This is a genomic window from Faecalicatena orotica (genome assembly GCF_003149245.1).
Lineage (GTDB): Bacteria > Bacillota > Clostridia > Lachnospirales > Lachnospiraceae > Faecalicatena_A > Faecalicatena_A orotica.
In genome coordinates this window covers 146,882-170,594 of record NZ_QGDL01000006.1, presented here as the reverse complement: position 1 = coordinate 170,594, position 23,713 = coordinate 146,882, and the positions used below count along the sequence as shown (strand labels likewise).

At 47.2% G+C, this 23,713-nt stretch carries 20 protein-coding genes; 19 read left to right on the top strand and 1 reads right to left on the bottom strand.

All coding sequences use genetic code 11. The annotated features are described in order from the left end of the window. Nucleotides 1-36: 36 nt before the first annotated feature. From A8806_RS11095 to A8806_RS11085, 3 genes are read left to right on the top strand one after another with little or no spacing between them, the layout of a single operon-like run. Nucleotides 37-759, top strand: coding sequence for an ABC transporter ATP-binding protein (locus tag A8806_RS11095; RefSeq protein ID WP_109731266.1), 723 nt, complete (start codon nt 37-39; stop codon nt 757-759). Further along, nucleotides 746-2,251: a COG1361 S-layer family protein gene (locus tag A8806_RS11090; RefSeq protein ID WP_109731265.1), complete on the top strand. Its 1,506-nt coding sequence runs from the start codon at nt 746-748 to the stop codon at nt 2,249-2,251. Before A8806_RS11095 ends, A8806_RS11090 begins: the two co-directional genes overlap by 14 nt. Then, nucleotides 2,220-3,635, top strand: a complete 1,416-nt coding sequence (locus A8806_RS11085; RefSeq protein WP_109731264.1) for an ABC transporter permease — start codon at nt 2,220-2,222, stop codon at nt 3,633-3,635. Before A8806_RS11090 ends, A8806_RS11085 begins: the two co-directional genes overlap by 32 nt. A 32-nt stretch (nt 3,636-3,667) precedes the next feature. On the opposite strand, the gene A8806_RS11080 is transcribed toward A8806_RS11085, so the two are convergent. Continuing rightward, nucleotides 3,668-3,934, bottom strand: coding sequence for a hypothetical protein (locus A8806_RS11080; protein ID WP_109731263.1), 267 nt, complete (start codon nt 3,932-3,934; stop codon nt 3,668-3,670). 132 nt (nt 3,935-4,066) lie between these two features. On the opposite strand from A8806_RS11080, the gene A8806_RS11075 reads away from it, so the two are divergent. The 16 genes from A8806_RS11075 (at nt 4,067) to A8806_RS11000 (ending at nt 23,658) form a co-directional block, all read left to right on the top strand. Beyond that, on the top strand, nt 4,067-4,456 hold the full coding sequence (locus A8806_RS11075; protein WP_109731262.1) for an RrF2 family transcriptional regulator: 390 nt from the start codon (nt 4,067-4,069) through the stop codon (nt 4,454-4,456). Nucleotides 4,457-4,555: 99 nt separating this feature from the next. Continuing rightward, nucleotides 4,556-6,439 (top strand): anaerobic carbon-monoxide dehydrogenase catalytic subunit, encoded by a 1,884-nt coding sequence (gene cooS, locus A8806_RS11070; protein WP_109731261.1) that lies wholly within the window; start codon nt 4,556-4,558, stop codon nt 6,437-6,439. A gap of 15 nt (nt 6,440-6,454) precedes the next feature. Further along, complete coding sequence (locus A8806_RS11065; RefSeq protein ID WP_109731260.1) at nt 6,455-6,901, top strand: 4Fe-4S dicluster domain-containing protein; 447 nt, start codon at nt 6,455-6,457, stop codon at nt 6,899-6,901. A 4-nt stretch (nt 6,902-6,905) separates the two neighbouring features. After that, entirely contained in the window at nt 6,906-8,129 is a 1,224-nt protein-coding gene (locus tag A8806_RS11060; protein WP_109731259.1) for an NAD(P)/FAD-dependent oxidoreductase, read from the top strand. Nucleotides 8,130-8,263: 134 nt separating this feature from the next. Continuing rightward, nucleotides 8,264-8,425, top strand: coding sequence for a rubredoxin (rd, locus tag A8806_RS11055; RefSeq protein ID WP_109731258.1), 162 nt, complete (start codon nt 8,264-8,266; stop codon nt 8,423-8,425). 115 nt (nt 8,426-8,540) lie between these two features. Continuing rightward, on the top strand, nt 8,541-9,215 hold the full coding sequence (locus A8806_RS11050; RefSeq protein ID WP_109731257.1) for a response regulator transcription factor: 675 nt from the start codon (nt 8,541-8,543) through the stop codon (nt 9,213-9,215). Nucleotides 9,216-9,231: 16 nt separating this feature from the next. Further along, nucleotides 9,232-10,092 carry a sensor histidine kinase gene (locus A8806_RS11045; RefSeq protein ID WP_109731256.1) on the top strand — a complete coding sequence of 287 codons (861 nt, stop codon included), beginning with the start codon at nt 9,232-9,234 and terminating at the stop codon, nt 10,090-10,092. A gap of 232 nt (nt 10,093-10,324) precedes the next feature. Continuing rightward, nucleotides 10,325-11,101, top strand: a complete 777-nt coding sequence (locus A8806_RS11040) for an ABC transporter ATP-binding protein (protein ID WP_109731255.1) — start codon at nt 10,325-10,327, stop codon at nt 11,099-11,101. Then, nucleotides 11,094-13,637, top strand: coding sequence for an ABC transporter permease (locus tag A8806_RS11035; RefSeq protein ID WP_181368667.1), 2,544 nt, complete (start codon nt 11,094-11,096; stop codon nt 13,635-13,637). Before A8806_RS11040 ends, A8806_RS11035 begins: the two co-directional genes overlap by 8 nt. Nucleotides 13,638-14,025: 388 nt before the next feature. Then, entirely contained in the window at nt 14,026-14,709 is a 684-nt protein-coding gene (locus A8806_RS11030) for a response regulator transcription factor (RefSeq protein WP_109731253.1), read from the top strand. Beyond that, nucleotides 14,706-15,638 (top strand): sensor histidine kinase, encoded by a 933-nt coding sequence (locus A8806_RS11025; RefSeq protein ID WP_242996045.1) that lies wholly within the window; start codon nt 14,706-14,708, stop codon nt 15,636-15,638. The genes A8806_RS11030 and A8806_RS11025 overlap by 4 nt, the downstream gene beginning before the upstream one ends. A gap of 178 nt (nt 15,639-15,816) precedes the next feature. Further along, nucleotides 15,817-16,494: an ABC transporter ATP-binding protein gene (locus A8806_RS11020; RefSeq protein WP_109731252.1), complete on the top strand. Its 678-nt coding sequence runs from the start codon at nt 15,817-15,819 to the stop codon at nt 16,492-16,494. Further along, nucleotides 16,494-18,950 (top strand): ABC transporter permease, encoded by a 2,457-nt coding sequence (locus A8806_RS11015; protein WP_109731251.1) that lies wholly within the window; start codon nt 16,494-16,496, stop codon nt 18,948-18,950. The genes A8806_RS11020 and A8806_RS11015 overlap by 1 nt, the downstream gene beginning before the upstream one ends. 159 nt (nt 18,951-19,109) lie before the next feature. After that, nucleotides 19,110-20,165: a PTS sugar transporter subunit IIC gene (locus A8806_RS11010; protein WP_109731250.1), complete on the top strand. Its 1,056-nt coding sequence runs from the start codon at nt 19,110-19,112 to the stop codon at nt 20,163-20,165. A 183-nt stretch (nt 20,166-20,348) separates the two neighbouring features. Continuing rightward, nucleotides 20,349-21,086, top strand: a complete 738-nt coding sequence (locus tag A8806_RS11005) for a GTP pyrophosphokinase (RefSeq protein WP_109731249.1) — start codon at nt 20,349-20,351, stop codon at nt 21,084-21,086. A gap of 178 nt (nt 21,087-21,264) precedes the next feature. Continuing rightward, nucleotides 21,265-23,658 carry a heavy metal translocating P-type ATPase gene (locus A8806_RS11000; RefSeq protein WP_109731248.1) on the top strand — a complete coding sequence of 798 codons (2,394 nt, stop codon included), beginning with the start codon at nt 21,265-21,267 and terminating at the stop codon, nt 23,656-23,658. The last annotated feature ends 55 nt before the right edge of the window (nt 23,659-23,713 follow it).

Genomic DNA, 23,713 nt, shown 5'->3' with positions numbered 1-23,713 from the left:
CATAGGGTATACGGCACAATATGAAGGAGGGACACCGTGAATAAGGTCATTGAGGTAAAGAACTTGTATAAGCTGTACAAGGTTGGCGATTCGGTGGTGCGGGCGCTCAATGGAGTCGACTTTGAGATAAATGAAGGAGAATTCTGTGCAATTGTCGGAACATCCGGTTCGGGAAAATCGACACTTCTAAATATGCTCGCGGGTCTGGAGAAGCCGACAAGAGGTGAAGTAATTATAAACAATGAGCACATGGAGCATTTAAACGAAGACGGACTGGTCAGGTTCAGGAGAGAGAATATCGGATTTATCTTTCAGTCGTTTAACCTGATTGGAACGATGAATGCACTGGAGAATGTGGCGCTTCCGTTAAGTTTCCGGGGAGAAGCAAAGAGCAGCCGCCTGAAAAAGGCCAACCGGATGCTTGACCTGGTCAGCCTGAAAAAGCATAAGAAGCATCTGCCGAACCAGATGTCCGGAGGGCAGCAGCAGAGAGTTGGCGTGGCAAGGGCACTTGTCGTAGATCCTAAGATTATATTTGCAGATGAGCCGACCGGGAATCTGGATTCACATACGTCAGAAGAAGTAATGGAACTGATGCAGAAAGTCGTGCGTGAGCAGAAGAAGACACTTGTCATGGTTACCCATGATAATCATCTGGCTACATATGCAGACCGTATATTCCATATTATAGACGGGAAAATCGTAAAAATAGAAGATAACCATGAAAAGAGGGAGGAAAAGGAACATGAGACCATTTAAAAAAATTGCGGGGATCGCGATGAGCCTTGCTTTGACAGCAGCGATGATACTGCCGGCGGGGGTACGTGCGGAGGATACGGCTACAGATGCGCCCAAAATAGTGATTTCTGTAGGAGATGAACAGAAGACCCCGGAGTTTAAAGCGGATGAAACAAAAGACCTTGAGATTAGCCTGAAAAATCAGGGGATAGCAGATGCGGTAAAAGTCAGGATTGCTCCTGTCATAGAGGATGCTAATACATGGCCGTTTGTCGTAGAAGATATGAATTATGAACGTACGGTAGAGACTATTACGGCAGGCAATGAAGTAATGGTTAAATGGGAAGGTTTGGCAGTTCGTCCGGAGGTGGAAAGTAAGTATTATAAACTTCCTTTTAAGATTACATATGAGGACGGTGAAGGCAAACAGTTTCAGTTAGACCGGTATGTATTTGTAAAAGCCGTTGCGGCGGATAAACCGGAAGAAAAACCTGAGGAGCCAAAGCCGGAAGAAAACGGGGAACCGGAAGGCGGAGAAGCCGGTTTTTCAAACAGTGACCCTGTCGTTTCAGGCGGCGGGGGCGGTTCAGAATCCGGTAAGGATGCCGTACCGAGGGTCATTGTCACCGGGTTCAATACAGATCCGGGGGCAGTGAATGCAGGCAGCGACTTTAAGCTGATTATCCATTTGAAGAATACTTCTACAAAAACGGCGGTTTCCAACATGCTGTTTGATCTGCAGGCACCGTCATCAGGGACCGAAGCAGCAGCGGAGGCACCGGCATTCCTGCCGTCATCAGGATCCAGCTCTATTTATCTGGACTACATCCCGGCAGGCGGGACACAGGATATCTCCATTGCATTGAATGCAAGGGCAGATTTGGTTCAGAAGCCATACAGTATTGCAATGACGATGAAATATGAAGACAGCAATGCTACACAATATGAGAGTTCTTCAAGTCTGGCGATTCCTGTGAAACAGGCGGCAAGATTTGAATTCAGCGAACTCGAGATTGCACCTGAGGCAGTAGCGGTAGGCGAGGAGGCTAATATTACATGCAGCCTTTATAATACAGGCCGTATTAAATTATACAATGTAAAAGCAAAATTCCAGGGGGATGGAATCGAAGGTAAAGATGTCTTTGTCGGAAATGTGGATTCAGGTGCGACAGGTTCTATCGACGGAATCGTTACAGCTACACAGGAGATGGCGCCGGACCAGAAGTGTAAGATGATTGTCTCATACGAAGATGAATCTGGAAAAGCATCAACCGTAGAGAAGGAATTTTCACTGACGATCACACCGGAGCAGGCACCGATGGATATGTCGCAGATGGTTGATATGCCGGCTGAAAAAGGATTTCCGGTTTTACCGGTTGTAATAGGAGCCGTTGTAGTTGTGGCAGCGATTGTCATCTTGATTATCGTACTCAAGAGAAGAAAGAAAAAGAAGGAGTCTGTAGAAGAGGAGGACTTGTTGGATGAGGTGGATCGATTTACTGAGGATGAGTAGTGGCAACCTCAAGCGAAGAAAGCTTAGAACTTTTCTCACCATCCTGGGAGTCGTTATCGGAACAGCATCCATTGTGGTCATGATTTCTCTGGGGCTTGGAATGCAGGAGTCCATGTACCGTGAAGTCGAGCAGTCCGGCGGAATTACGAACCTGACAGTCACGGGAAAGCAGACAGAAGGTTCCATGTATTATATGTCTTCCGGTGATTCCGACCAGCAGGAGCCAAGTAAGTATATTACGGATGATGTCATTAACCAGCTAAAGCAGCTGGAGCATGTAAAGAGTGCAAATCCAATTCTGGATGTCAGCGCGATTGCATTAAAAGGCAAGTACATGGGATATCTGCAGCTGCGTGGGATGACGCCGGAAGCACTTAAGGAGCAGAATATAAAACTGGCTGCCGGAGGAAGGCTTCCAGACCCTGACAGTGCCAATCTGGAACTTGTTTTTGGAAATGGCGTTCTTACCAGTTTCTATGAGAAGACAACCGGTAAGGGATACTGGGAAACCGGGGAAATACCGGATGTGGATCTGGCACATGACCAGATGTTTCTGATTCTGGACCAGGATGGCTATTTTCAAACACAGAATCAGGGTGCCGGGATGTCGGCAGGGGGCGGTGAAGGAGGAGCGAATCAGACACCGGTTAAACCGCCGAAAAAATATGTTGTCCAGTCCAGCGGAGTAGTGGAAGGGGATATCGATACTTATAATGCTAATTTTTACTATGTTTACTGTGACATAGATAAATTAGAGGAACTGCTGAAGAAAGAGTTCCGCGGCAGAGTAATTCCCGGACAGCCCAGCACGAAGTCAGGCAAGCCGTATAAACAGTTTGTATACAGTTCTGCAAGCGTGCAGGCGGAAAATCTGGACGATGTGGATGAACTGTCCGCTACGATCAGAAATATGGGATATCAGGTTACAACGAATGCAGAATATATGGAGAGCATGAAAAAGCAGTTTGCAATGATTCAGGCTGTTCTCGGGGGAATCGGGGCGGTATCTCTATTCGTAGCTGCAATCGGTATTGCAAATACAATGATGATGTCGATATATGAACGTACAAAGGAGATCGGTGTTATAAAAGTATTGGGATGCGGTCTGAAGAATATTAAACAGATGTTTCTTATGGAGGCGGCATTTATCGGGTTTATAGGAGGTGTAGTGGGGAATATCCTAAGCTTCCTGCTGTCCTTCATTATCAACTTCCTGACGCAGAGCGGCAATGCGATGGGAATTGACGGAAATATTTCCTATATCCCGCCGTGGCTTGTGCTTGCCTCGATGGCATTCGCGGTGTTTGTGGGAATGGCAGCCGGGTATTTCCCGGCGCTGAGGGCGATGAGACTGAGCCCGCTTGCAGCCATACATAACGAGTAATAGAAACGAAGAGTAAGGGCGGTTTTGTTCCCTTACTCTTCTTCTATAATCTGGATTTCAAGGTAATCGAAATCGATGGAATCTACAAAATTATCCTGGTAAAATCTTGCTTTGGCATGTTTCTTGAAGTCCTTTATTGTCTTATCGAGCCAGATTGGTTTGCTCAGATCAAATTCATAGCAGATTGCATCGAGTGCATGAAATACTTTATGTGTGCGTGTGTCGTCCGTGTCATCACAGATGACCGTATCACGCAGCATTCTGTTGTCTTTAAATTCTTTACCCCATAAACGGAACATAATTCGACCTCTTTCTTGGATTGGATAGTTACCAGTATATCATTCTTCGAAAAGCTTGTAAATGTTCATATTTAAAGTTGACAAAAAAAGTCCAGTATGCTAAAATTTTAACAAAAGATGAGAGGTGCTTTCATGCTTTTAACAAGAGAGAATGATTATGCGATCCGTATGCTTCGTTCCATAAGAGACGGGGAAAAGCATACGGTAAAAGAGATATGTCAGGCGGAAGAGATTCCGGAGGCGTTTGCTTATAAGATATTGAAGAAGCTTAGGAGAGCCGGCCTGATTGAGGTTGGGCGGGGTGCTTCGGGCGGGTGCCGGCTGAATCAGCCGCTTGAGGAACTGAATCTGTATGATGTGGTGACAGCAGTCGATGAGGAGCCTTTGATCATGCCATGCCTCAGAGAAAGCTGCAGCAGGAATTCCGGTGGCAGCAGGTGCAGGGTACATACGGAGCTCGCAAAGATACAGGGCGTATTGATGAAGGAATTAAGGGCACGGAAACTGTCAGACCTTTTTTAAACTGCAGAGATGATTTAAGGAAATAATCCCTCTTTTTCGGAGGGAAAATTTTATAAAACAAAGTGGACTAAAATTATCAAGTATTGAGGAGGTACAACTATGAATCAATGTTATGGATGCACTACATGTAAGAGCGCTGATAAGCCATTAGAAGGCTTTATTGCCGGACTGCCGATGGAGACGTCCCACCATCGTGTGGAAGGACAGAGCACGAAATGTGCATTTGGGCTTCAGGGAGTCTGCTGCAGGCTCTGTGCTAACGGGCCGTGCCGCATCACACCGGAGGCCCCGAGAGGAATCTGCGGGGCAGATGCTGACACAATCGTAGCCAGAAACTTTCTGCGGGCTGTCGCTTCCGGTTCAGGGTGTTACATACATGTCGTTGAAAATACGGCACTGAATGTTAAGAACGTTGCAAAGTCAAAAGGTGAAATCAAAGGACCGGATACCCTGAACAGGCTGGCCGCGATTTTTGGCATTGAGGAAGAGGACATCCACAGGAGGGCCGAGGCGGTTGCAGACGCAGTGCTGAAAGACCTTTACCTCCCTGAATATGAGAAGATGCAGCTCACGGAAAAAATGGCATATGCTCCGCGTTATAAGAAATGGAAAGAACTCGGAATTCTCCCGGGTGGTGCGAAGTCGGAAGTGTTCCACGGAGTTGTAAAATGTTCTACAAATTTGAACTCAGATCCGGTCAATATGCTGCTGGACTGTTTAAAACTGGGGATTTCCACAGGAATTTACGGGCTGGTACTGACGAATCTTCTCAACGACGTAGTGCTTGGGGAGCCGGAGATCCGTTTTGCACCGGTTGGACTGCGGGTCATTGATCCGGATTATATTAATATTATGATTACGGGACACCAGCATTCGATGTTCACCTTCCTGCAGGACCGTCTGACGGATGAGGATGTTGTAAAGAAGGCAGAAAAGGCCGGGGCGAAAGGCTTCAAGCTGGTCGGGTGTACCTGTGTAGGACAGGATCTGCAGCTGCGCGGCGCCCATTATGAGGATATCTTTGATGGTCATGCAGGCAATAACTATACAAGTGAAGCGATACTGGCAACGGGTGGGATTGATGCTGTTATTTCGGAATTTAACTGTACACTGCCGGGGATCGAACCAATCTGCGATGAATTAAAGATTAAGCAGATATGTATTGACAATGTGGCGAAAAAGGCAAATGCAGAGCTGAAGGAATTTGATTTTGAGAACCGTCCCGCTGTGACAGAGGAGATTATTGATGAGGTGGTTGCGGCTTACAGTGCACGCAGAGGCAGCGTACCGATGAACCTGATGAAAGAGCACGGTTATGATAACACGCTGACAGGTGTCAGTGAAATCTCCCTTAAGAAATTCCTTGGCGGAAGCTGGAAACCGTTGATCGACCTGATTGTATCAGGGGATATAAAGGGTGTTGCCGGCGTGGTTGGGTGTTCTAACCTGACTGCAGGCGGGCACGATGTACTGACGGTAGACCTCGTGAAGGAGCTGATTGCGAAGGATATCATTGTCCTGACGGCCGGATGTTCTTCAGGGGGAATTGAGAACTGCGGACTTATGACACCAGAAGCGGCAAAATATGCAGGGCCTAAGCTGAGGGCTGTCTGTGAGAGCCTTGGCATCCCGCCTGTATTGAACTTTGGACCATGTCTTGCAATCGGCCGCCTTGAGATCGTAGCAACTGAACTGGCAGAAGAACTAGGCGTGGACCTTCCGCAGCTGCCGCTTGTACTTTCTGCGGCACAATGGCTGGAAGAGCAGGCGCTGGCTGATGGGTGCTACGGACTATCACTCGGGCTTCCACTGCACCTTGGGCTGCCGCCATTCATGACTGGAAGTAAGGTGGCTGTAAAAGTGCTGACAGAGGATATGAAAGAGCTGACCGGGGGACAGGTGATTATTAACCCGGATGCAAAGGAATCTGCGAAGATTCTGGAAGAGATTATTCTGGAAAAACGCCGGGGACTTCAGATTTAGAAAGGGGCGGTAAAAATGAAACGTATCATGATCGATTATGAGAAATGCGACGGCTGTAAGAACTGTTCCGCCGCCTGTATGCAGGCGCACAGGGAAACGCCGGGGACGATATATGATCTGGATTTGACAGACCCTAAAAATGAGTCCCGTAATTTTATCCTAAAGGATGCAGAGGGACACTACAAACCCTTGTTCTGCCGGCACTGTGCTGACCCGGAATGTGTGAAATCATGCATGAGCGGGGCGCTTCGCAAGGATGCGGAAAGCGGACACGTGTTTTATGATGAAACCCGGTGCGGGTCCTGCTTTATGTGTGTGATGAACTGCCCGTTCGGCGTTTTAAAGCCGGATCAGGTGACGAAAAGTAAAGTGATCAAGTGTGATTTCTGCGTAAACGCGGGAGGAGAACCATCCTGTGTAGCCTCCTGTCCGAAAAAAGCGATTTATGTAGAGGAGGTGTAAAAGTATGAAGCATGTGATTATAGGTGCCGGTGTTGCCGGTACAGAAGCCGCGAAGACAATCAGGGGGCTGGACGAAAACGCCGGGATACTGCTGATTTCCGCGGATACACAGATTCATTCCCGCTGTATGCTGCATAAGTTTATCGGAGGGGAGCGCGATGAAAAGAGCCTGAATTTTACGGAAGATGATTTCTTTGAAAAGTATCGTGTTGACTGGGAAAAGGGGGTCCGGGTCGTAGAAGTCTGTCCCGGTGAGAAGGAAATTCATCTGGACACAGGAGAAAAAGTGGGGTATGACAGGCTTTTGATTGCGAATGGCGCGGACAGCTGTATTCCCCCTGTGGGAGATTTAAGAAAGGCTTCCAATGTGTATGGGCTGCGGAATCTTTCCGATGCCCAGGATATTGTAAAGGAAGCAGAAGAGGCAGAAAATGTGCTAATCATCGGTTCCGGACTCGTTGGGCTGGATGCGGCCTACGGACTGCTTGAGAGGGGGAGGAGAGTTACCATTGTAGAAATGGCCCCCCAGATTCTGCCGGTACAGCTCGATGCCCACGGCGCCCAGAGCTATCAGGAACTCTTTGAAAAGGCCGGTGTCCGTTTCCTCCTTGGAAGGCGGGCCAGTGAAGCACAGTGTGGTGAGGACGGCAGGATTCATGAAGTCGTTCTGGACAACGGTGAAAAAGCAGCATGCGATATGATCGTTGTCGCAGCCGGTGTCCGTGCATCAACCGGGTATCTCGAAGGCAGCGGCATCATGTGTGAACGCGGAGTATGCGTGGATTCCTATTTGCAGACAAACCAGCCTGACATCTATGCGGCAGGCGACATCACAGGCCTGTCAGGAATCTGGCCGAATGCAGCCGATCAGGGAAGAGTGGCGGGAAAGAATATGTGCGGTCTAAAAACAGAGTATGCAGACCGCTTTGCCATCAAGAACACGATCAATTTCTTCGGACTTTTAAGCTTATGCGTAGGAAGAATCTGCGAGGAAGAAGGTGATGAAATACAGGTAAGAGAAGATAAAGAGCATTATAAGCGCGTCATCCTAAGAGACGGAAAAGTAGAGGGAATCCTGCTTCAGGGAGATATCTCACATGCCGGGACATGGCAGTACCTGATCAAGAACCACATAGATATACGAGGTACCGGAAAAGATATATTTAAAATCAATTATGCCGACTTCTATCAGGTAGGAGACGGCGGAAAATACGAATGGGCAATTTAAAAGGAACCTTAAATATACCTCTGAATTTGGAAATTTATGCATGACAGAGGTGTGAATAGGGAAAGCTAATGTAACTGTTCAGTACAGGACTGTGCATTTACAAGATAACATGAAAGAAATAGGAGGAGTTTGAAATGAAAAGATATGTATGTGAACCATGCGGATATGTATATGACCCGGAGGAGGGTGATCCGGACGGGGGAATCGAGCCGGGAACCGCATTTGAAGATATACCGGATGACTGGGTATGCCCGATCTGCGGACTTGGAAAAGACGTATTTGTAGAGGAAGAGTAGAGAACATTAAGAAAAAGGCTGTGCATTGAAATGTACGGCCTTTTTTGATAAGATGAAAAGGGGTCAGACCCTTTTGCGGTCCGCATTCAGAATTTTCAGATAAAAGGAGCATAATATGACGGATATCTTGATCGTTGAGGATGATTCAGCATTAAATGAGGGAATTGTTTTGGGTCTTGGAAAAACTTCATACCGTTTCACCCAGTGTTACACGCTGCATGAAGCGCGTTCTGCTGTACAGGGGAATGAGTTTGGGCTTGTTATTTTAGATATTAACCTCCCCGACGGGAATGGATATGATTTCCTGAAGGAATACCGCCAGTCGTGCTCACGGCCGGTGCTGATGCTGACGGCGAATGACCTGGAGGTGAATGAGGTGATGGGGTTTGAACTGGGGGCGAACGATTATGTGACCAAGCCGTTCAGCCTTGCAGTTTTGAGAGCGAGGATCGAGAATCTTCTGCGGCTGTCTTTTTCTGATCATGGCAGAGGGCGGTATGAGGATGGGCATCTCTTGCTGGATACGGTAAAAATGGTTTATAAGAGAGACGGACAGAGTCTTGTATTAAGCAGGACGGAGCAGAAGCTTCTGCAGGTCCTTTTGGAGAACCGGGGAAATACCATACCCCGGGATGTTATGATAGATAAGGTATGGACAGACGGAATGGAATATGTGGATGAAAATGCACTTCCGGTTGCAGTCAGCAGGCTTCGAGCAAAGCTGGAAAAGGAACCTGCAAACCCGGAACATATTTTGAACGTATATGGAGTAGGGTATGTCTGGAAATAGAGAGGCGGGAATATAGATGGGGCTGCGGTTTAGGAAAAATACTTATGAAACGCTGAATATGATGCTGGATGAGGCCACTTCGGGAAACTTTCAGGAGTCTGACTATGACGAGAGCGAACTGTCCAAGCTGGAGGTAAAGTGGAAGCGGTTTCTCGGTGCATCTGCACTCAGCAGGCAGAATGTGGAGAAGGAAAAAAAGGCTGTCAAGGAACTGGTTTCAGATATTTCACATCAGGTGAAGACACCGATTTCTAACATCCGGCTCTACGGGGAAATTATTGAGGAAAAACTGGAAGGAGAAGACAAGGAACTGGCAAAAAGACTGATGGCCCAGACAGACCTGTTGGAATCCCTGATTCAGTCCCTTGTCAAGATGTCACGTCTTGAGACGAATATTATACAGGTATCCCCTCAGAAGCAGCCGCTTAAGCCGATGCTGGAAGAACTGGTCCTGCGCGGGAAGGAGAAACAGGTGAAACGGGGAATCCAGATTGTAAAGAAGGGATGGACCGATGAATGTCAGGCCTGTTTCGACAGAAAATGGACATCAGAGGCCGTCTATAACATTCTGGATAATGCGCTGAAATACACAGAAGAGAAAAGCTGTGTGACCGTAGCCATCAGAGAATATCCCATGTTTGTCAGTATCTGCATACAGGATGAGGGACCGGGAATTACGGAGGAAGAGATCCCTAAAATCTTTCAGCGGTTTTACCGTGGAAGTCAGTTTCAGGAGAAGGAAGGCGTGGGGCTCGGCCTGTATCTGGCGCGGGAGATTCTGAAAAAGGAACACGGTTATATCAAAGTAAGCACGACGAACCAGACAGGTGCGTCTTTTGCCGTATATCTGCCGCGTGAAAACTTTCAGAACTGTTAGATTTCGGAAAGAGTCTGGAAAGATTCATATGTTAAAGTCTATTCATAGAAGTGAATAGGCTTTTTATTATTTCATAGGAAAGTACGTCCTATGAAATAATAAACCCTCCGGGGGATGCGCACTGCGGCGTATAAGGTAGATGTCGCGATGCGACCGCCGCAGGCGCGAGTTTCGCAAGCGAAACTCTATTTTAGCGATTTCTAAAATTACATGAATAAAAAGGAGGCAGAATATGAACGGAATATTGAGAACAGAGGAACTCAAGAAATATTATGGATCAGGTGAAAATACAGTAAAAGCATTAGATGGCGTCAGCCTGTCTGTCATGGAAGGAGAATTTGCCGCAGTTGTCGGAACTTCCGGAAGCGGAAAATCAACCCTGCTCCACATGATGGGAGGTCTGGACAGGCCTACATCGGGAAAAGTATATGTGGATGACAAAGACATCTTTTCACTGAAGGATGATGCGTTGTGCATTTTCCGGAGACGAAAGATTGGATTTATCTTTCAGAACTACAATCTGGTACCAGTACTAAATGTGGAAGAAAACATCACACTCCCTATAGAACTGGATGGAAATAAGGTGGATAGAAAATACATCCGTGAGATCGTACAGGTACTCGGTCTGGAACAGAAATTGGACAGCCTGCCGGGACAGCTCTCAGGGGGCCAGCAGCAGAGAGTGGCGATTGCACGGGCACTGGCCGCAAAGCCGGCTATCGTACTCGCGGATGAACCGACAGGAAATCTGGATTCCAATACGAGCCAGGATGTACTGAGCCTGATGAAAGTGACCAGCGACCAGTTCGGACAGACAATCGTCATGATTACCCATAATGAGGAAATCGCACAGATGGCTGACAGGATTATCCGCATAGAAGACGGAAAGGTCAGAAAAGCAGGACAGTTCAGCGACATACCGGATGACCGCATTCCGCAGACAGGCAGGCGCACAACATCTCGGCCGTCAGGGAAAACAGAAGGCAAGGGTGGTGGATACCGTGGCTAGAGTGAAAAATAAAAAGATCATTAGAAAGCTTTCAGCCCGGACACTGGGGGCCCGGAAAAAGAAAAATATCATCAGTGTGCTGGCAATTGCCCTGACTGCCGTCCTTTTTACGACGATCTTTTCCATTGGGGGCAGTATCATGCAAAGCAGTACAGAATCCAGTCTGCGCCAGGTCGGGGGAAGGAGCCATGCAGGGTTCAAAAATTTTACATGGGAAGAATACGAAACACTAAAGGAAGATGGCAAAATCAGAGATTTATCCTACAACATCGTAGTAGGTTTTACTGAAAATCCAGAACTAAATAAAATACAGGGGGAGGTCCGGTATTTCGAAGATCAGGATGCAAAAAACAGTTTTTCTTACCCGACAACAGGAAAGATGCCGGAGAAAATAGATGATATTGCGATGAGCACCATTGTATTGGACGCACTGGAGATCCCGCATAAATTGGGGGAAAAGGTAGAACTTCAGATCAGGGTCCACGATGAAGTAGTGGAACAGACCTTCCGTCTGTGCGGATACTGGGAGGGAGATAAAGCACTTCGTGCACAGGAAATACTGGTATCCCGTCAATACAGCGATAAGACGGCCCCGCTGGAAACGACCCCCTTTTATGAAGCGGAAAATAGCGGGGATTACAGTGGTTACATGAATCCCAATTTTAACTTCAGCAGTTCCTGGGATATCGAAAAACAGATGCTTCAGCTCTGCGAGCGATGCGGATTCGATACGACAAAAGTAGACTATGGTGTGAACTGGGCATATGGATTCTCCTCGGTCGATCCAACAACAGTGATGATGCTTGTAGTAGTTATGGTGTTGATCATGCTGTCAGGCTATCTGATCATTTATAACATCTTCTACTTGAATATTTTTAGTGACATCCGTTTTTACGGCCTGCTAAAAACCATTGGTACGACGGGAAAACAACTGAAAAAACTCGTGCGAAGACAGGCATGGATGCTGTGCTTATTAGGAATTCCCACCGGGCTGCTGCTTGGTTTTCTGACGGGCAGGCTGCTGGCTCCATCGGTACTCAGCCTTTTAACAAATGATGTACAGATCTATTCTGCAAATCCGCTCATATTTATAGGGGCCGCTGTTTTTACAATCGTAACTGTTTATATCAGCTGTATCAAACCATGCCGGATCGCAGCAAAGGTATCACCGGTGGAGGCTGTGAAATATACAGAAAAACAAAAAAAGGGAAAAAAGAAGCGGACAAAAAAAGCATCCCCATTCCATATGGCGATGGCCAATGTTAAACGGAATCCTAAAAAACTGGTTCTTGTCGTTTTATCCCTGTCCCTGAGCCTGATACTCCTGAACAGCGTTTACACGATGGTGAAGGGGTTTGACATGGATAAATACCTGTCTACTTATATGGTTTCAAATTATATGGTTACAGATGCGTCCATGACAAATTTTGGAAGCCAATATACAAATACGGCAGGCGTTACAAAGGAATTTCAGCAGGAACTTGTGAAGCAGGATGGTGTGAAGGACATCGGAAACATATATATCCATACTGAATATCATTCTTTTTTGGATACTGAATGGAATAATATGGAGACCTATATGCAGGAGTACAAAAAATTCTTTTCCAATCAGGATGTCGCCGGCGAAATCCGGCAGATGAGGGAGTCAAAGGCCAGTAACATCGATATATATGGCGTAAATAAGGAAGCAGCAGACAAGATAAATCTGGCAGATGGAAAGCTGGACTGGGAAAAATTTAAGACTGGGAATTATGTGATTGTCAATTCATTTGAATGGGGTGACCACACCAGTTTTGAGCACCCGTATTTGAATATAGGAGATACAGTTATGCTGGAATCCAGCAGCGGAGAAAGTAAAGCTTATGAGGTAATGGCCGTAGGAGAACTTCCATATGCCCTGCAGTCACAGTGGTACCATTCTGCTATGCCAGTCGCTTACATCATGCCGGATACCGAGTTCATGGCCCGGTATGGGGAGACGCAGCCGATGAAAACGATTTTTGATGCAGAGGAGGGAAAAGGGGCAGAGATTACTTCATGGATGAAGAACTACTGTGAAAAGGTTAATACGGATCTGGACGGGAAAACGAAGGCAGATTACGTGGCAATGTTTGATAATCTGAAAAACGTGTATGCACTGGCCGGAGGATTCTTAAGCTTTATCCTTGCACTGATCGGAATACTGAACTTTGTAAATGTAACAATCACCTCGATTCTTTCACGGAAGAAAGAGCTGGCTACGCTCGAAGCCATCGGTATGACAGGGCAGCAGCAGAAAAAGATGCTGCAGTTTGAGGGGCTGCTATATGCAGTGCTCACCCTGCTGGTGACCTGTACTGTGGGAATGGCTGTCGGTTATGTGATCGTAAATGCCGTAGCCGGGCAGATGGCAATATTCACATGGCACTTCAGGATCCTGCCGGTTCTGCTATGCACACCGGTACTGCTGCTGATATCTGTCATCGTTCCGATACTAAGCTATAAGGGAGCTGTAAAGAACACAGTCGTAGAAAGACTGAGGATTGCGGAAGATTAAAAGCCCCATGATTCATATTCTGTTTATGGAGTACAGATATATTTTATACTCTTAAGATTATCTTTAAAAAGAATCATAAATAGTTAATCTGATGCTCACAGTCATGTCACATTTCCTTTGTATAGTTATATACATCAAAGGAAAACAACCTTTTGATTTTTGAATAGATAGCATAAATTTCATAATTTTCCCTCCCGGGGCTGGAAGTGATTCCAGCCCCTTTCTCCATGTTACAGCCCCCTCAGGATTCTTTGACAAACACGAATGCCCCATGCTAAAATATGTACGGGCAGAAGAGAGGAAACAGGGCGTATATCCGCCCGGTACATCGGCTGACGATTATCTGCCTGTTACTTAATTATGCGGTGTATCAGTATAATGAAATGTGATGGAAAATATATTGATTATAGAAGACGATGAAATGCTCAATGACGGCCTGTGTTTTAATCTCCAGAGGGCCGGGCTTCATCCGGTCCCGGCATATAACTTAAGACAGGCCCGGGCATATATGAAAGAGCAGGAGTTTCAGATGTTTTTGCTGGATGTAAACCTGCCGGATGGTGACGGGTTTCATTTTTCAGAAGAGATACGCAGTGGGAGTAGCGCGCCTATTGTATTTTTAACGGCCCACGATATGGATGAGGATATGATACGCGGCTTTGAGGCCGGTGCTGACGATTATATTACGAAACCTTTTAACATACGGATTGTGCTCCAGAGGATTCAGGCAATCCTGAGGCGCTGTGAGCCGGCAAAGGAGGAACAGGTACACAGGTGCGGCAGTCTTGAGGTGGATCTTGAGAACCGGACCGTGTCAAAGAACGGGGAAGTACTGACCCTTACTCCGACAGAATTTAAGCTGCTTCAGGTATTCATAAGGAATCCGGGGCAGGTCCTGACAAGACAGGTTCTTCTTGACAAACTGTGGGATCAGGACGGAAACTTTGTGGATGAACACACACTTACCATCAATATCAGCCGTCTCAGGGGCAAGATCGAGGATGATAACAATTCCTATATCAAGACTGTTTACGGCATGGGATACCAGTGGATGGAGGAAAATAAAAGATGACGATTAGTCTGGGAGCGGCAGTGGTGATTCTGGCAGCAGGCATGTCGGCGGCAGTGGTAATAAGCTTTCTGGTATTCAGGAGAAAGTACCGGAAGCTGACGGGGTATATCGGTGATACGCTGGACGATATGATCTCCGGGAAAGAACCATCCAGAAATACGGACCTTGAAACGCTTTCATCCAAGCTTGCGATGAAGGTGGAGAAGCTGGGGGAGGTCACCAGATTGTCCGGCGAACAGAATCTCCGCCAGAAACAGGAGATACAGGGAATGGTGTCAGACATTTCTCATCAGCTGAAGACTCCCATTGCGAATATTATGATGTACAGCGATACGGTCAGCATGAGCCCGGATCTGGGGGAAGAGGACAGAAGACTCTTGTCGGTGATGGAAAATCAGGTAAATAAGCTGGACTTTCTGGTACGTTCACTCGTGAAAATGTCACGGCTGGAGAGTAACCTGATTACATTGAAAAAAGAAAATACGCCTCTGTTCCAGACCATATCCGGAGCCGTATCGTCTGTACTCCCCAAAGCCGAAAAGAAAAGGATTGGACTGGAAGTGCACTGTCCTGAAGCTCTGAGACTTTTTTATGATCCGAAATGGACGGAAGAAGCGATATTCAATGTATTGGACAATGCAGTGAAATATACGCCTGATGGAGGAAAGATAATTCTTGATGTAGATCACCGGCAGATGTACACGCGGATCAGAATCCGTGATACCGGAACCGGCATAGATCCGGAACATATCAACGATATCTTTAAACGGTTTTACAGGGAAGAGGCCGTTCGTAAGGAAGAGGGCGTCGGAATCGGCCTGTACCTGACAAGGGAGATTTTGATGAAGCAGTCTGGATATATCATGGTAGAGTCGAGGAAAGGCGAAGGCAGCACATTTTCCCTTTTTCTTTCAAATGAGAGGCCTTAAAAAGGCGGCTAAAATAGTTTCCCATCCCGGGAGGCTATTTTTTTCACACTTTTGCAAAATGAAATGTTACAAAACTGATACCTTTTTCTCTTTTTATGAGAGGGTCCTGTAACATTGTGATGATAGGATTGGATTATAGAAAACAACAAGACAATGAAGCAGGGATAAGGAGAGAACGATGAGTATTTTAAAAACAAAAGGATTGAAAAAATATTATGGCAGCGAACCATCTATTGTTAAGGCATTGGACGGAGTGGATTTAGAAGTGGAACAGGGGAGTTTCGCGGCGGTCGTGGGAACAAGCGGAAGCGGTAAATCGACACTTCTCCATATGCTGGGCGGTCTGGATAATCCGACAGAAGGCAGTGTCATGGTAGCGGGAAGGGAACTGTCAGAGATGAATGACGATGAACTTACGATTTTCAGGCGCAGGCAGATTGGATTCGTGTTTCAAGCCTACAATCTTGTACCGGTGCTCAATGCATATGAGAATATTGTGCTTCCGATCGAACTGGACGGTAATCAGGTGGACCGGGACTATGTGATGGAAATCGTCAGGATGATCGGGATGGAAAAACGTCTGAAAAACATGCCGAACCAGATGTCCGGTGGAGAACAGCAGCGTATTGCGATCGCAAGGGCCCTTGCGGCAAAGCCGGCGATCCTTCTGGCCGATGAACCGACGGGGAATCTGGACAGCCGTACAAGCCAGGATGTGCTAGGCCTTCTGAAGACGACAGGCGCGCGGTTTGGACAGACAATTGTCATGATTACGCACAATGAAGAAATCGCCCAGATGGCAGATACGCTGATACGCATCGAGGACGGGAAGATCAGAGAAAGCAGGTGGCAGTAATGAAAATGGACCGGAATGTAAATAAGACTGTGATCCGCCGGCTTGCGAACAAAAGCATGGAAAACAGCCGTACAAGGAATCTCTTTACATGTCTGACGATTGCCCTGTCCGTGGCATTGGTGCTGACATTTATACTATATGTGTTCGGGAGTTCTAAAGAGAAATTAAGACTTCTGGAAGATACGGCCCAGGTGTCTTATATGGACATTACACCTGAGCAGGCAGAACAGCTCAATACGGATGGCAGGGTGAAATGGGCGGCGGCAGACAGCAAGGCAGGCAGCGGAAAGGTAGGGAATAACCGTCTTCTTGTGATGTATCAGGATGAGACTTTTATGGAGCGGGACCAGATCGAATACACAGGAGAACTCCCGGAAGAGGACCATGATATCATGCTGCCGGCAGATTATATTGAGCAGCTTGGACTATCCGTTCAGCCGGGGGATACTGTATTACTCGACCTCGGAAACAAAAAAGTCAGGAAATACCGGGTCACGGCCATTGTAGATACGCCGTCAAAAGCGAAAAATAGTCACAAGATTTATGTATCACTTCCCTGTGCCATGATGCTCAAAGGGGAAAGCGTTCCGACAGTAAGTGCGTCCGTTAATATGAAGGGCGCTATGGATATGGATCTGAATACAGCCAGACAGAGCGCTCTGGAGATCGGGAAGGCAGCAGGAATACCGGAAGACCAGATTAAGGTAAATGACGGTTACTTCGGTCAGGCAGGTGTTTCGAGGCTTACAACAGGCAGCATCATTACTCTTGTTCTGGTGGCACTGCTGATACTGGCAGCGGCAGGCCTTGTCATCCATAATATTTTCTACATCGCAGTGGCAGGTAAAGTCCGGGAATACGGACAGATGCGTACACTCGGTATGACGAGGCAGCAGGTGCGTACGCTCGTATCGAGAGAAGGAATGATTCTGGCGCTGAAGGGGATGCCTTTTGGTATTCTGCTTGGAGGTGTGATGGGATATGCCCTTGTCCCGAAAGGCTGGGATACGTTCACATTTTTAGGGGCAGCACTTGTCTGCCTGCTTCTGGGAATGGTTTCCGTTGGCATTTCTGTCAGGAAACCGGCTAAAATTGCGGCGGCAACATCACCGATTGAGGCGCTTGGATATACCGGTTATACAGAAAAAATGAAGGAATCCACGGTACTGAAACGCCGGCTGACACCTAACAGCCTGGCAGGGATTAACTTAAAAAGGAACAGGAAGAAAAGTATCCTGACGATGAGTTCACTTGTACTTGCAGGAGTACTTTTAGGGACGATTGCCACTTTCATCGTATCTTATGACCCCGGAGCTTCTGCGGATAACTTTTTCCCGGAAGGAGAATATCAGCTACAGCTGACTGCGGAATCTGGTTATGATAACAATGATACAAGTCTTGAAGGGCGCGTGAAAGCCTATGCACAGCTTCAGGCAGAAGATGTGATGGGGGAGGGCCTTAAGGCGGAACTGGAGAGCATAGACGGCGTGATATCTGCGAAACCGTGGAAATATCTCACGATAGCCGCAAATATGTTCGGGGAAGAACAGCAGGAAGGTGTCAATGGTTTTACAGAAGCAGATTTTGCATTACTCAAAGAGATGGACTATGACGGGCCGGAAACATATGACGAACTTCTGCACGGACCGGGAATGGTTGTAGAAACCGAGAGCAATAGTAACTTTAAAGAACATCCTATTAAAAGAGGGGATACGATTTCTGTAGTTTACTATAATCAGACAGGCGAGAGGATAGAAGAGAATGTGCCGGTACTGGCGACGATTAAAATGATTTCCTGGAACAAGAAGAATGTTGAGGAGGGACGCGATGTAAGACTTCCGTTGTCTGTCATGGGAAGCACCCTGCTTATGCCCGCTAAAATGCTGGACCAGTGGACTATGATGAATACAACCTACGGCTATGAAATCGCTGTGGAACCGGAGGCGGAAAAAGCGGTGGGCAGAGAGCTTGACAAACTGTTTGGGGCAGAAGAAAATATGTATCTGTCATCCAAAACCGAAACACGGGAGTATCTGGAGAATGAGAGTTTCGCCATGAAAATGATTCTCTATGTGCTGGCTGTATTCCTCGTGGCATTTGGTGTGATCAACCTGATGAATACGATCATGACCAATCTGTTTACCCGTAAAAAAGAACTGGGAATCCTGCAGGCAGTCGGAATGACGAAGGAGCAGATAAGGACTATGTTAAGCAGGGAGACCTTGAGTTATGTCGGTGTTTCCGCCATATGTACGCTTGTGTTCGGCGGGGGTCTCGGATACGGCCTGGTGCGTGCATGTATACAGCTGGGACTGGGGGTAAGTTATACTTTCCCGTGGATACCGGTCCTTCTGTACATCGTACTGCTGGCGGCTATGCAGCTGATTATGACGCAATATGGCGTGAAGATGCTTCAAAAAGAAACATTAGTGGAGAGAATGAAAGAAACAGATTAAATAAAGGGCTGTGCAGTATCCTTAAGGGAGGACTGCACAGCCTTTTACATGAAGCTTTTTTAAGGTTTTTTAAGTGTGAAAAAAAGTGACTTTTCAAACGGTTTATGATAAAATGGCGGGGAGTGACAAGACAGATGTAAGTGCAGGAGGAACGAAGGGATGAAAAAGTTACTGGACAGGATCTTTATAGACGGTCTGGGCGGAATGGCCCAGGGGCTGTTTGCTACTTTAATCATAGGGACGATTATACAGCAGATTGGTACCTTTATGGGCGGGTCGACAGGAAATATGATTTTTGCCGTGGGGAAAGTTGCGGCGGCTATGACTGGTGCCGGGATAGGTGTCGGCGTGGCAAGGAAGCTGGATGCCAGCCATCTCGTGATTGTGTCTGCGGCCACGGCGGGAATGACAGGTGCCTTTGCGAGTAAGCTTCTGGCGGGGCAGGTGATTCAGGACGGTACAATGGTATTTGCGGGCCCCGGAGAGCCGCTGGGGGCTTTTGTGGCCGCATACATAGCGATAGAATGCGGAATCCTGATTTCAGGGAAGACAAAGCTGGATATTATCCTCACACCGCTTGTGTCAATCGGGACAGGCTCTGCTGTGGGACTGCTGTTGGGACCTCCGATTTCAAGGTTTATGAACTGGCTGGGTTCTCTGATTAACTGGGGAACAGAACAGCAGCCCTTCCTGATGGGAATTATTGTATCGGTGCTGATGGGAATGATTCTGACACTGCCGATCAGTTCAGCCGCGCTCGGGATTATTCTGAATTTGTCCGGTCTTGCGGCAGGCGCGGCAACGATCGGATGCTGCTGCAACATGGTCGGATTTGCAGTGGCCAGCTTCCGGGAAAATAAAATCGGCGGTTTTCTGGCGCAGGGAATCGGAACCTCCATGCTGCAGGTCCCGAATATTGTCAGAAAACCGATTATATGGCTGCCGGCGATACTGTCCAGTGCGATACTGGGCCCGGTCGGTACGATGGTGCTGCATATGACCAGCAACGCGACAGGGTCAGGTATGGGGACGGCCGGGCTGGTAGGACAGATTATGACATGGCAGGTTATGACACAGAATGAGGCCCAGCTGATCGTATTAATAAAGATACTGGTGATCCAGATATTATTGCCGGCATTTGTGACACTGGGAATATCCGAGTTTATGAGAAAACGAAAGTGGATCAAGTTCGGGGATATGAAACTGGAATTGTAGGGGAATATGGGTGCAAGAAGAGTTACGTATGCTTTCTTTTGCTTATGGTACATTATCTTTTCCAGTTTATTCCTTGCCTTTGAATTCTTAAAAAAGAATGAACTGGCTGACATAAAGCACGATTTATGATATACTGAAAAAGGCTGGGAAAGGGGGATTTCCGACGTGAGAGGAGAGCAACAGATGCATGACGCTATCAAGAATTATGAAGACGTAGATAGCTGGAAGACGGTTATTTTTCTATACAATGCTGCATTAAAAGAAGTAGGGACAAAGCTGGAGATTCTGAATGATGAATTTCAGCATGTTCACCAGTATAATCCCATTGAACACATCAAGACGAGGATCAAGACTCCGGAGAGCATAGTCAAGAAGCTGAAGAGATACGGCTATGAGACTTCGATAGAGAATATGGTAAAGTACATAAATGATATTGCGGGAGTCAGGCTGATCTGTTCGTTTACTTCAGATATTTACCGTCTGGCGGAGATGATCGGGAACCAGAGTGACCTGAAGGTGCTTTCTATCAAAGACTATATTAAGAATCCAAAAGAAAGCGGCTACAAGAGCTATCATATGCTCGTGTCAGTACCGATTTTTCTTTCCGACAGTGTCGTGGATACGAAGGTAGAGATTCAGATCAGGACAATTGCAATGGATTTCTGGGCAAGCCTGGAGCATAAGATTTACTATAAGTTTGAGGGAAATGCTCCGGATTATATCAGCCGCGAACTCAGGGAATGTGCGCAGATGGTCGCCGAACTGGACGATAAGATGCTGTCATTGAATGATGCCATTCAGGCATGTCTTCTGAATGCCGGTGATAACACAAGCGGTAAAGATAAGCTGGAAGAGATAGCGGAGAATGTAATAGGAAATAAGCGGGCACAGAACAGTGTGCATTTTGTAGACGAAAAGTAAGCGAAATTAAGGGCCGGAACAGGCAGGACTGGGAGAAGATTTCCATGTTCTGCGGTTCCGGTTTTTTCTTTATAAAATATATCTTTTTTCATGAAATTCTATTGACAAATCGGCTTCAATGTGATTATATGAACATATGAACAGTTATTCATATGTTGCTTATGATGGAGGGATAGATATGGCACAACAGGCAGTTAATAGAAAGGTTTATCATGCGCATCCTGAATGTGGGTGCGGACATGAGCACCATCACGGGGAAGAACATGAACACGGCCATCAACATGAACACAGCTACCACCATGAACATGGGGAGGAATGTGGGTGCGGGCATGAGCACCATCATGAGGAAGCGCATGTCCACGGTCATCACCATGAACATGGGGAAGAATGCCACTGCGGGCACGATCATGGGGAACATGACGGGCATGTGCATGAGGCCGTGGAACGGCGCCAGGTAAATCATGCATTTGACAACGTCAAGAAGCAGGTATACATTTTGGAAAACCTGAGCTGTGCGAACTGTGCGGCAAAGATGGAGAGAAAGATTCAGGAGCTTCCCCAGGTTGATTTTGCAAACATTACTTATGCAACAAAACAGCTTCAGGTAGTGACGAATACGGAGGAAGAACTGCTCCCTGTTTTCCAGGAAATCTGTTCTTCAATAGAAGGGGAAGTTACGGTATCTAAAAGGGAAAGAAAACCTGTGGCTAAAGAAGAGAGAAAAGCAGGAAAATTCAGTGAAAACAGGAAGGATTTTGTGGAGATCGGTCTTGGGGCGGTTTTCCTGATTGCCGGAAAACTGACAGAACCGGTAAATGGCTATCTTTCTTTTGCATTGTTCATCCTTGGATATCTCATTCTGGGAAGGGCGGTTTTATTTACAGCTGCTAAGAATCTCGGCAAAGGGCATGTGTTTGACGAGAATTTCCTGATGAGTATCGCCACGCTGGGAGCGTTGGTGATCGGGGATTATGCGGAAGCAGTGGGTGTTATGATGTTTTACCGCGTAGGAGAGCTTTTCGAGGAGATTGCGGTGGCAAGGAGCCGCAGCCAGATTATGGATGCTGTGGATATGCGCCCGGAAGTGGTAAACAGGATGAACGGTGACGATGTTGACGTGATTCCTGCGCAGGAGGCTGTCATCGGAGATGTTCTTTTGGTCAGGCCCGGAGACCGGATTCCGCTGGATGGTACGATCGTGGAAGGAGAGAGCCGGATTGATACTTCACCGGTAACAGGTGAGCCCGTACCCGTTGCTGCAAAAGTGGGAGACAGTGTGACATCAGGCTGTGTGAATACATCGGGCCTGCTGAAAATCCGTGCGGATAAGGCACTGGAAGATTCTATGGTTACCAGAATTCTGGATTCTGTAGAAAATGCGGCGGCAAACAAGCCTAAGATTGACCGTTTTATTACAAGATTTTCGAGAGTGTATACACCGTTTGTAGTAGCACTTGCTGCTGCAACGGCCATCATTCCGTCCATCGTAACCGGAAACTGGAATTACTGGGTATACACAGCGATTACGTTCCTTGTAATCAGCTGCCCATGCGCACTTGTGTTAAGTGTACCGCTGGCATTTTTCTCGGGAATCGGAGCCGGATCGAAGAAAGGGATCTTATTCAAGGGAGGCGTGGCTATCGAAGCGCTTCAGGGTGTGAAAGCGATTGTCATGGATAAGACGGGAACGATTACCGAGGGAAACTTTGTTGTGCAGGACATCGTTCCGGCGGCAGGCGTAGACAGGGAAGAACTGCTTAAGCTGGCTGGCAGCTGTGAACTGACTTCTACCCATCCAATCGGAAACAGCATTGTGACTGCGGCCGGGGAAAAAGGGATTGAACTGAAGAGGCCGGCGGCAGTGAAAGAGATTTCTGGAAAAGGAATCAAGGCGGAATTACCAGAGGGTACGGTATTGTGCGGAAATAAAAAACTGCTTGAAAACTACCAGATTGATCTGGCAGAGTGTGAGGATACCACATATGGCACAGAAGTTCTGCTGGCGTTAAATGGCAGGTATGCAGGAAGAATTGTGATTGCCGATACAATCAAGGCGGATGCAAAACAGGCGGTTGCGTCACTGAAAAGGCTTGGCATCCTGACGGCTATGCTGACGGGCGATGCACAGAAAAGCGCGGAAAGTGTCGGAAAAGAGACTGGGATTGATGAAGTGCATGCAAAACTCCTGCCACAGAATAAGGTGGAAGAATTGCAGAAGATCCGCTCAGAACATGGAAGTGTGATGTTTGTCGGCGACGGCATTAATGATGCCCCGGTACTTGCGGGGGCGGATGTGGGTGCGGCAATGGGCAGCGGCGCGGATGCGGCGATTGAGGCGGCAGATGTAGTATTCATGACCTCTTCTATGGAAGCGATTCCGCAGTCGCTGAAGATTGCAAGGACAACCGGTGTGATTGCAAAGCAGAATGTAGCCTTTGCCCTCATAGTCAAGGCACTTGTCATGATTCTGGGACTTGCGGGCATGGCGAACATGTGGATGGCCGTATTTGCGGATACAGGGGTGGCTATGATCTGCATCCTGAATTCGATCCGGGTACTTTATAAAAAGTAAATTGCAAAAAACGAAATATACGGGTGCACAGGGCTTCCGGCAGAAGGGGTTATTT

Excerpts from the sequence above, each read along its gene's own strand:
- A8806_RS11090 (WP_109731265.1), top strand. The coding sequence starts at position 746 with ATGAGACCATTTAAAAAAATTGCGGGGATCGCGATGAGCCTTGCTTTG.
- A8806_RS11085 (WP_109731264.1), top strand. The coding sequence starts at position 2,220 with ATGAGGTGGATCGATTTACTGAGGATGAGTAGTGGCAACCTCAAGCGA.
- A8806_RS11080 (WP_109731263.1), bottom strand. The coding sequence starts at position 3,934 with ATGTTCCGTTTATGGGGTAAAGAATTTAAAGACAACAGAATGCTGCGT.
- A8806_RS11075 (WP_109731262.1), top strand. The coding sequence starts at position 4,067 with ATGCTTTTAACAAGAGAGAATGATTATGCGATCCGTATGCTTCGTTCC.
- cooS (WP_109731261.1), top strand. The coding sequence starts at position 4,556 with ATGAATCAATGTTATGGATGCACTACATGTAAGAGCGCTGATAAGCCA.
- A8806_RS11065 (WP_109731260.1), top strand. The coding sequence starts at position 6,455 with ATGAAACGTATCATGATCGATTATGAGAAATGCGACGGCTGTAAGAAC.
- A8806_RS11060 (WP_109731259.1), top strand. The coding sequence starts at position 6,906 with ATGAAGCATGTGATTATAGGTGCCGGTGTTGCCGGTACAGAAGCCGCG.
- rd (WP_109731258.1), top strand. The coding sequence starts at position 8,264 with ATGAAAAGATATGTATGTGAACCATGCGGATATGTATATGACCCGGAG.
- A8806_RS11050 (WP_109731257.1), top strand. The coding sequence starts at position 8,541 with ATGACGGATATCTTGATCGTTGAGGATGATTCAGCATTAAATGAGGGA.
- A8806_RS11045 (WP_109731256.1), top strand. The coding sequence starts at position 9,232 with ATGGGGCTGCGGTTTAGGAAAAATACTTATGAAACGCTGAATATGATG.
- A8806_RS11040 (WP_109731255.1), top strand. The coding sequence starts at position 10,325 with ATGAACGGAATATTGAGAACAGAGGAACTCAAGAAATATTATGGATCA.
- A8806_RS11030 (WP_109731253.1), top strand. The coding sequence starts at position 14,026 with ATGGAAAATATATTGATTATAGAAGACGATGAAATGCTCAATGACGGC.
- A8806_RS11025 (WP_242996045.1), top strand. The coding sequence starts at position 14,706 with ATGACGATTAGTCTGGGAGCGGCAGTGGTGATTCTGGCAGCAGGCATG.
- A8806_RS11020 (WP_109731252.1), top strand. The coding sequence starts at position 15,817 with ATGAGTATTTTAAAAACAAAAGGATTGAAAAAATATTATGGCAGCGAA.
- A8806_RS11015 (WP_109731251.1), top strand. The coding sequence starts at position 16,494 with ATGAAAATGGACCGGAATGTAAATAAGACTGTGATCCGCCGGCTTGCG.
- A8806_RS11010 (WP_109731250.1), top strand. The coding sequence starts at position 19,110 with ATGAAAAAGTTACTGGACAGGATCTTTATAGACGGTCTGGGCGGAATG.
- A8806_RS11005 (WP_109731249.1), top strand. The coding sequence starts at position 20,349 with ATGCATGACGCTATCAAGAATTATGAAGACGTAGATAGCTGGAAGACG.
- A8806_RS11000 (WP_109731248.1), top strand. The coding sequence starts at position 21,265 with ATGGCACAACAGGCAGTTAATAGAAAGGTTTATCATGCGCATCCTGAA.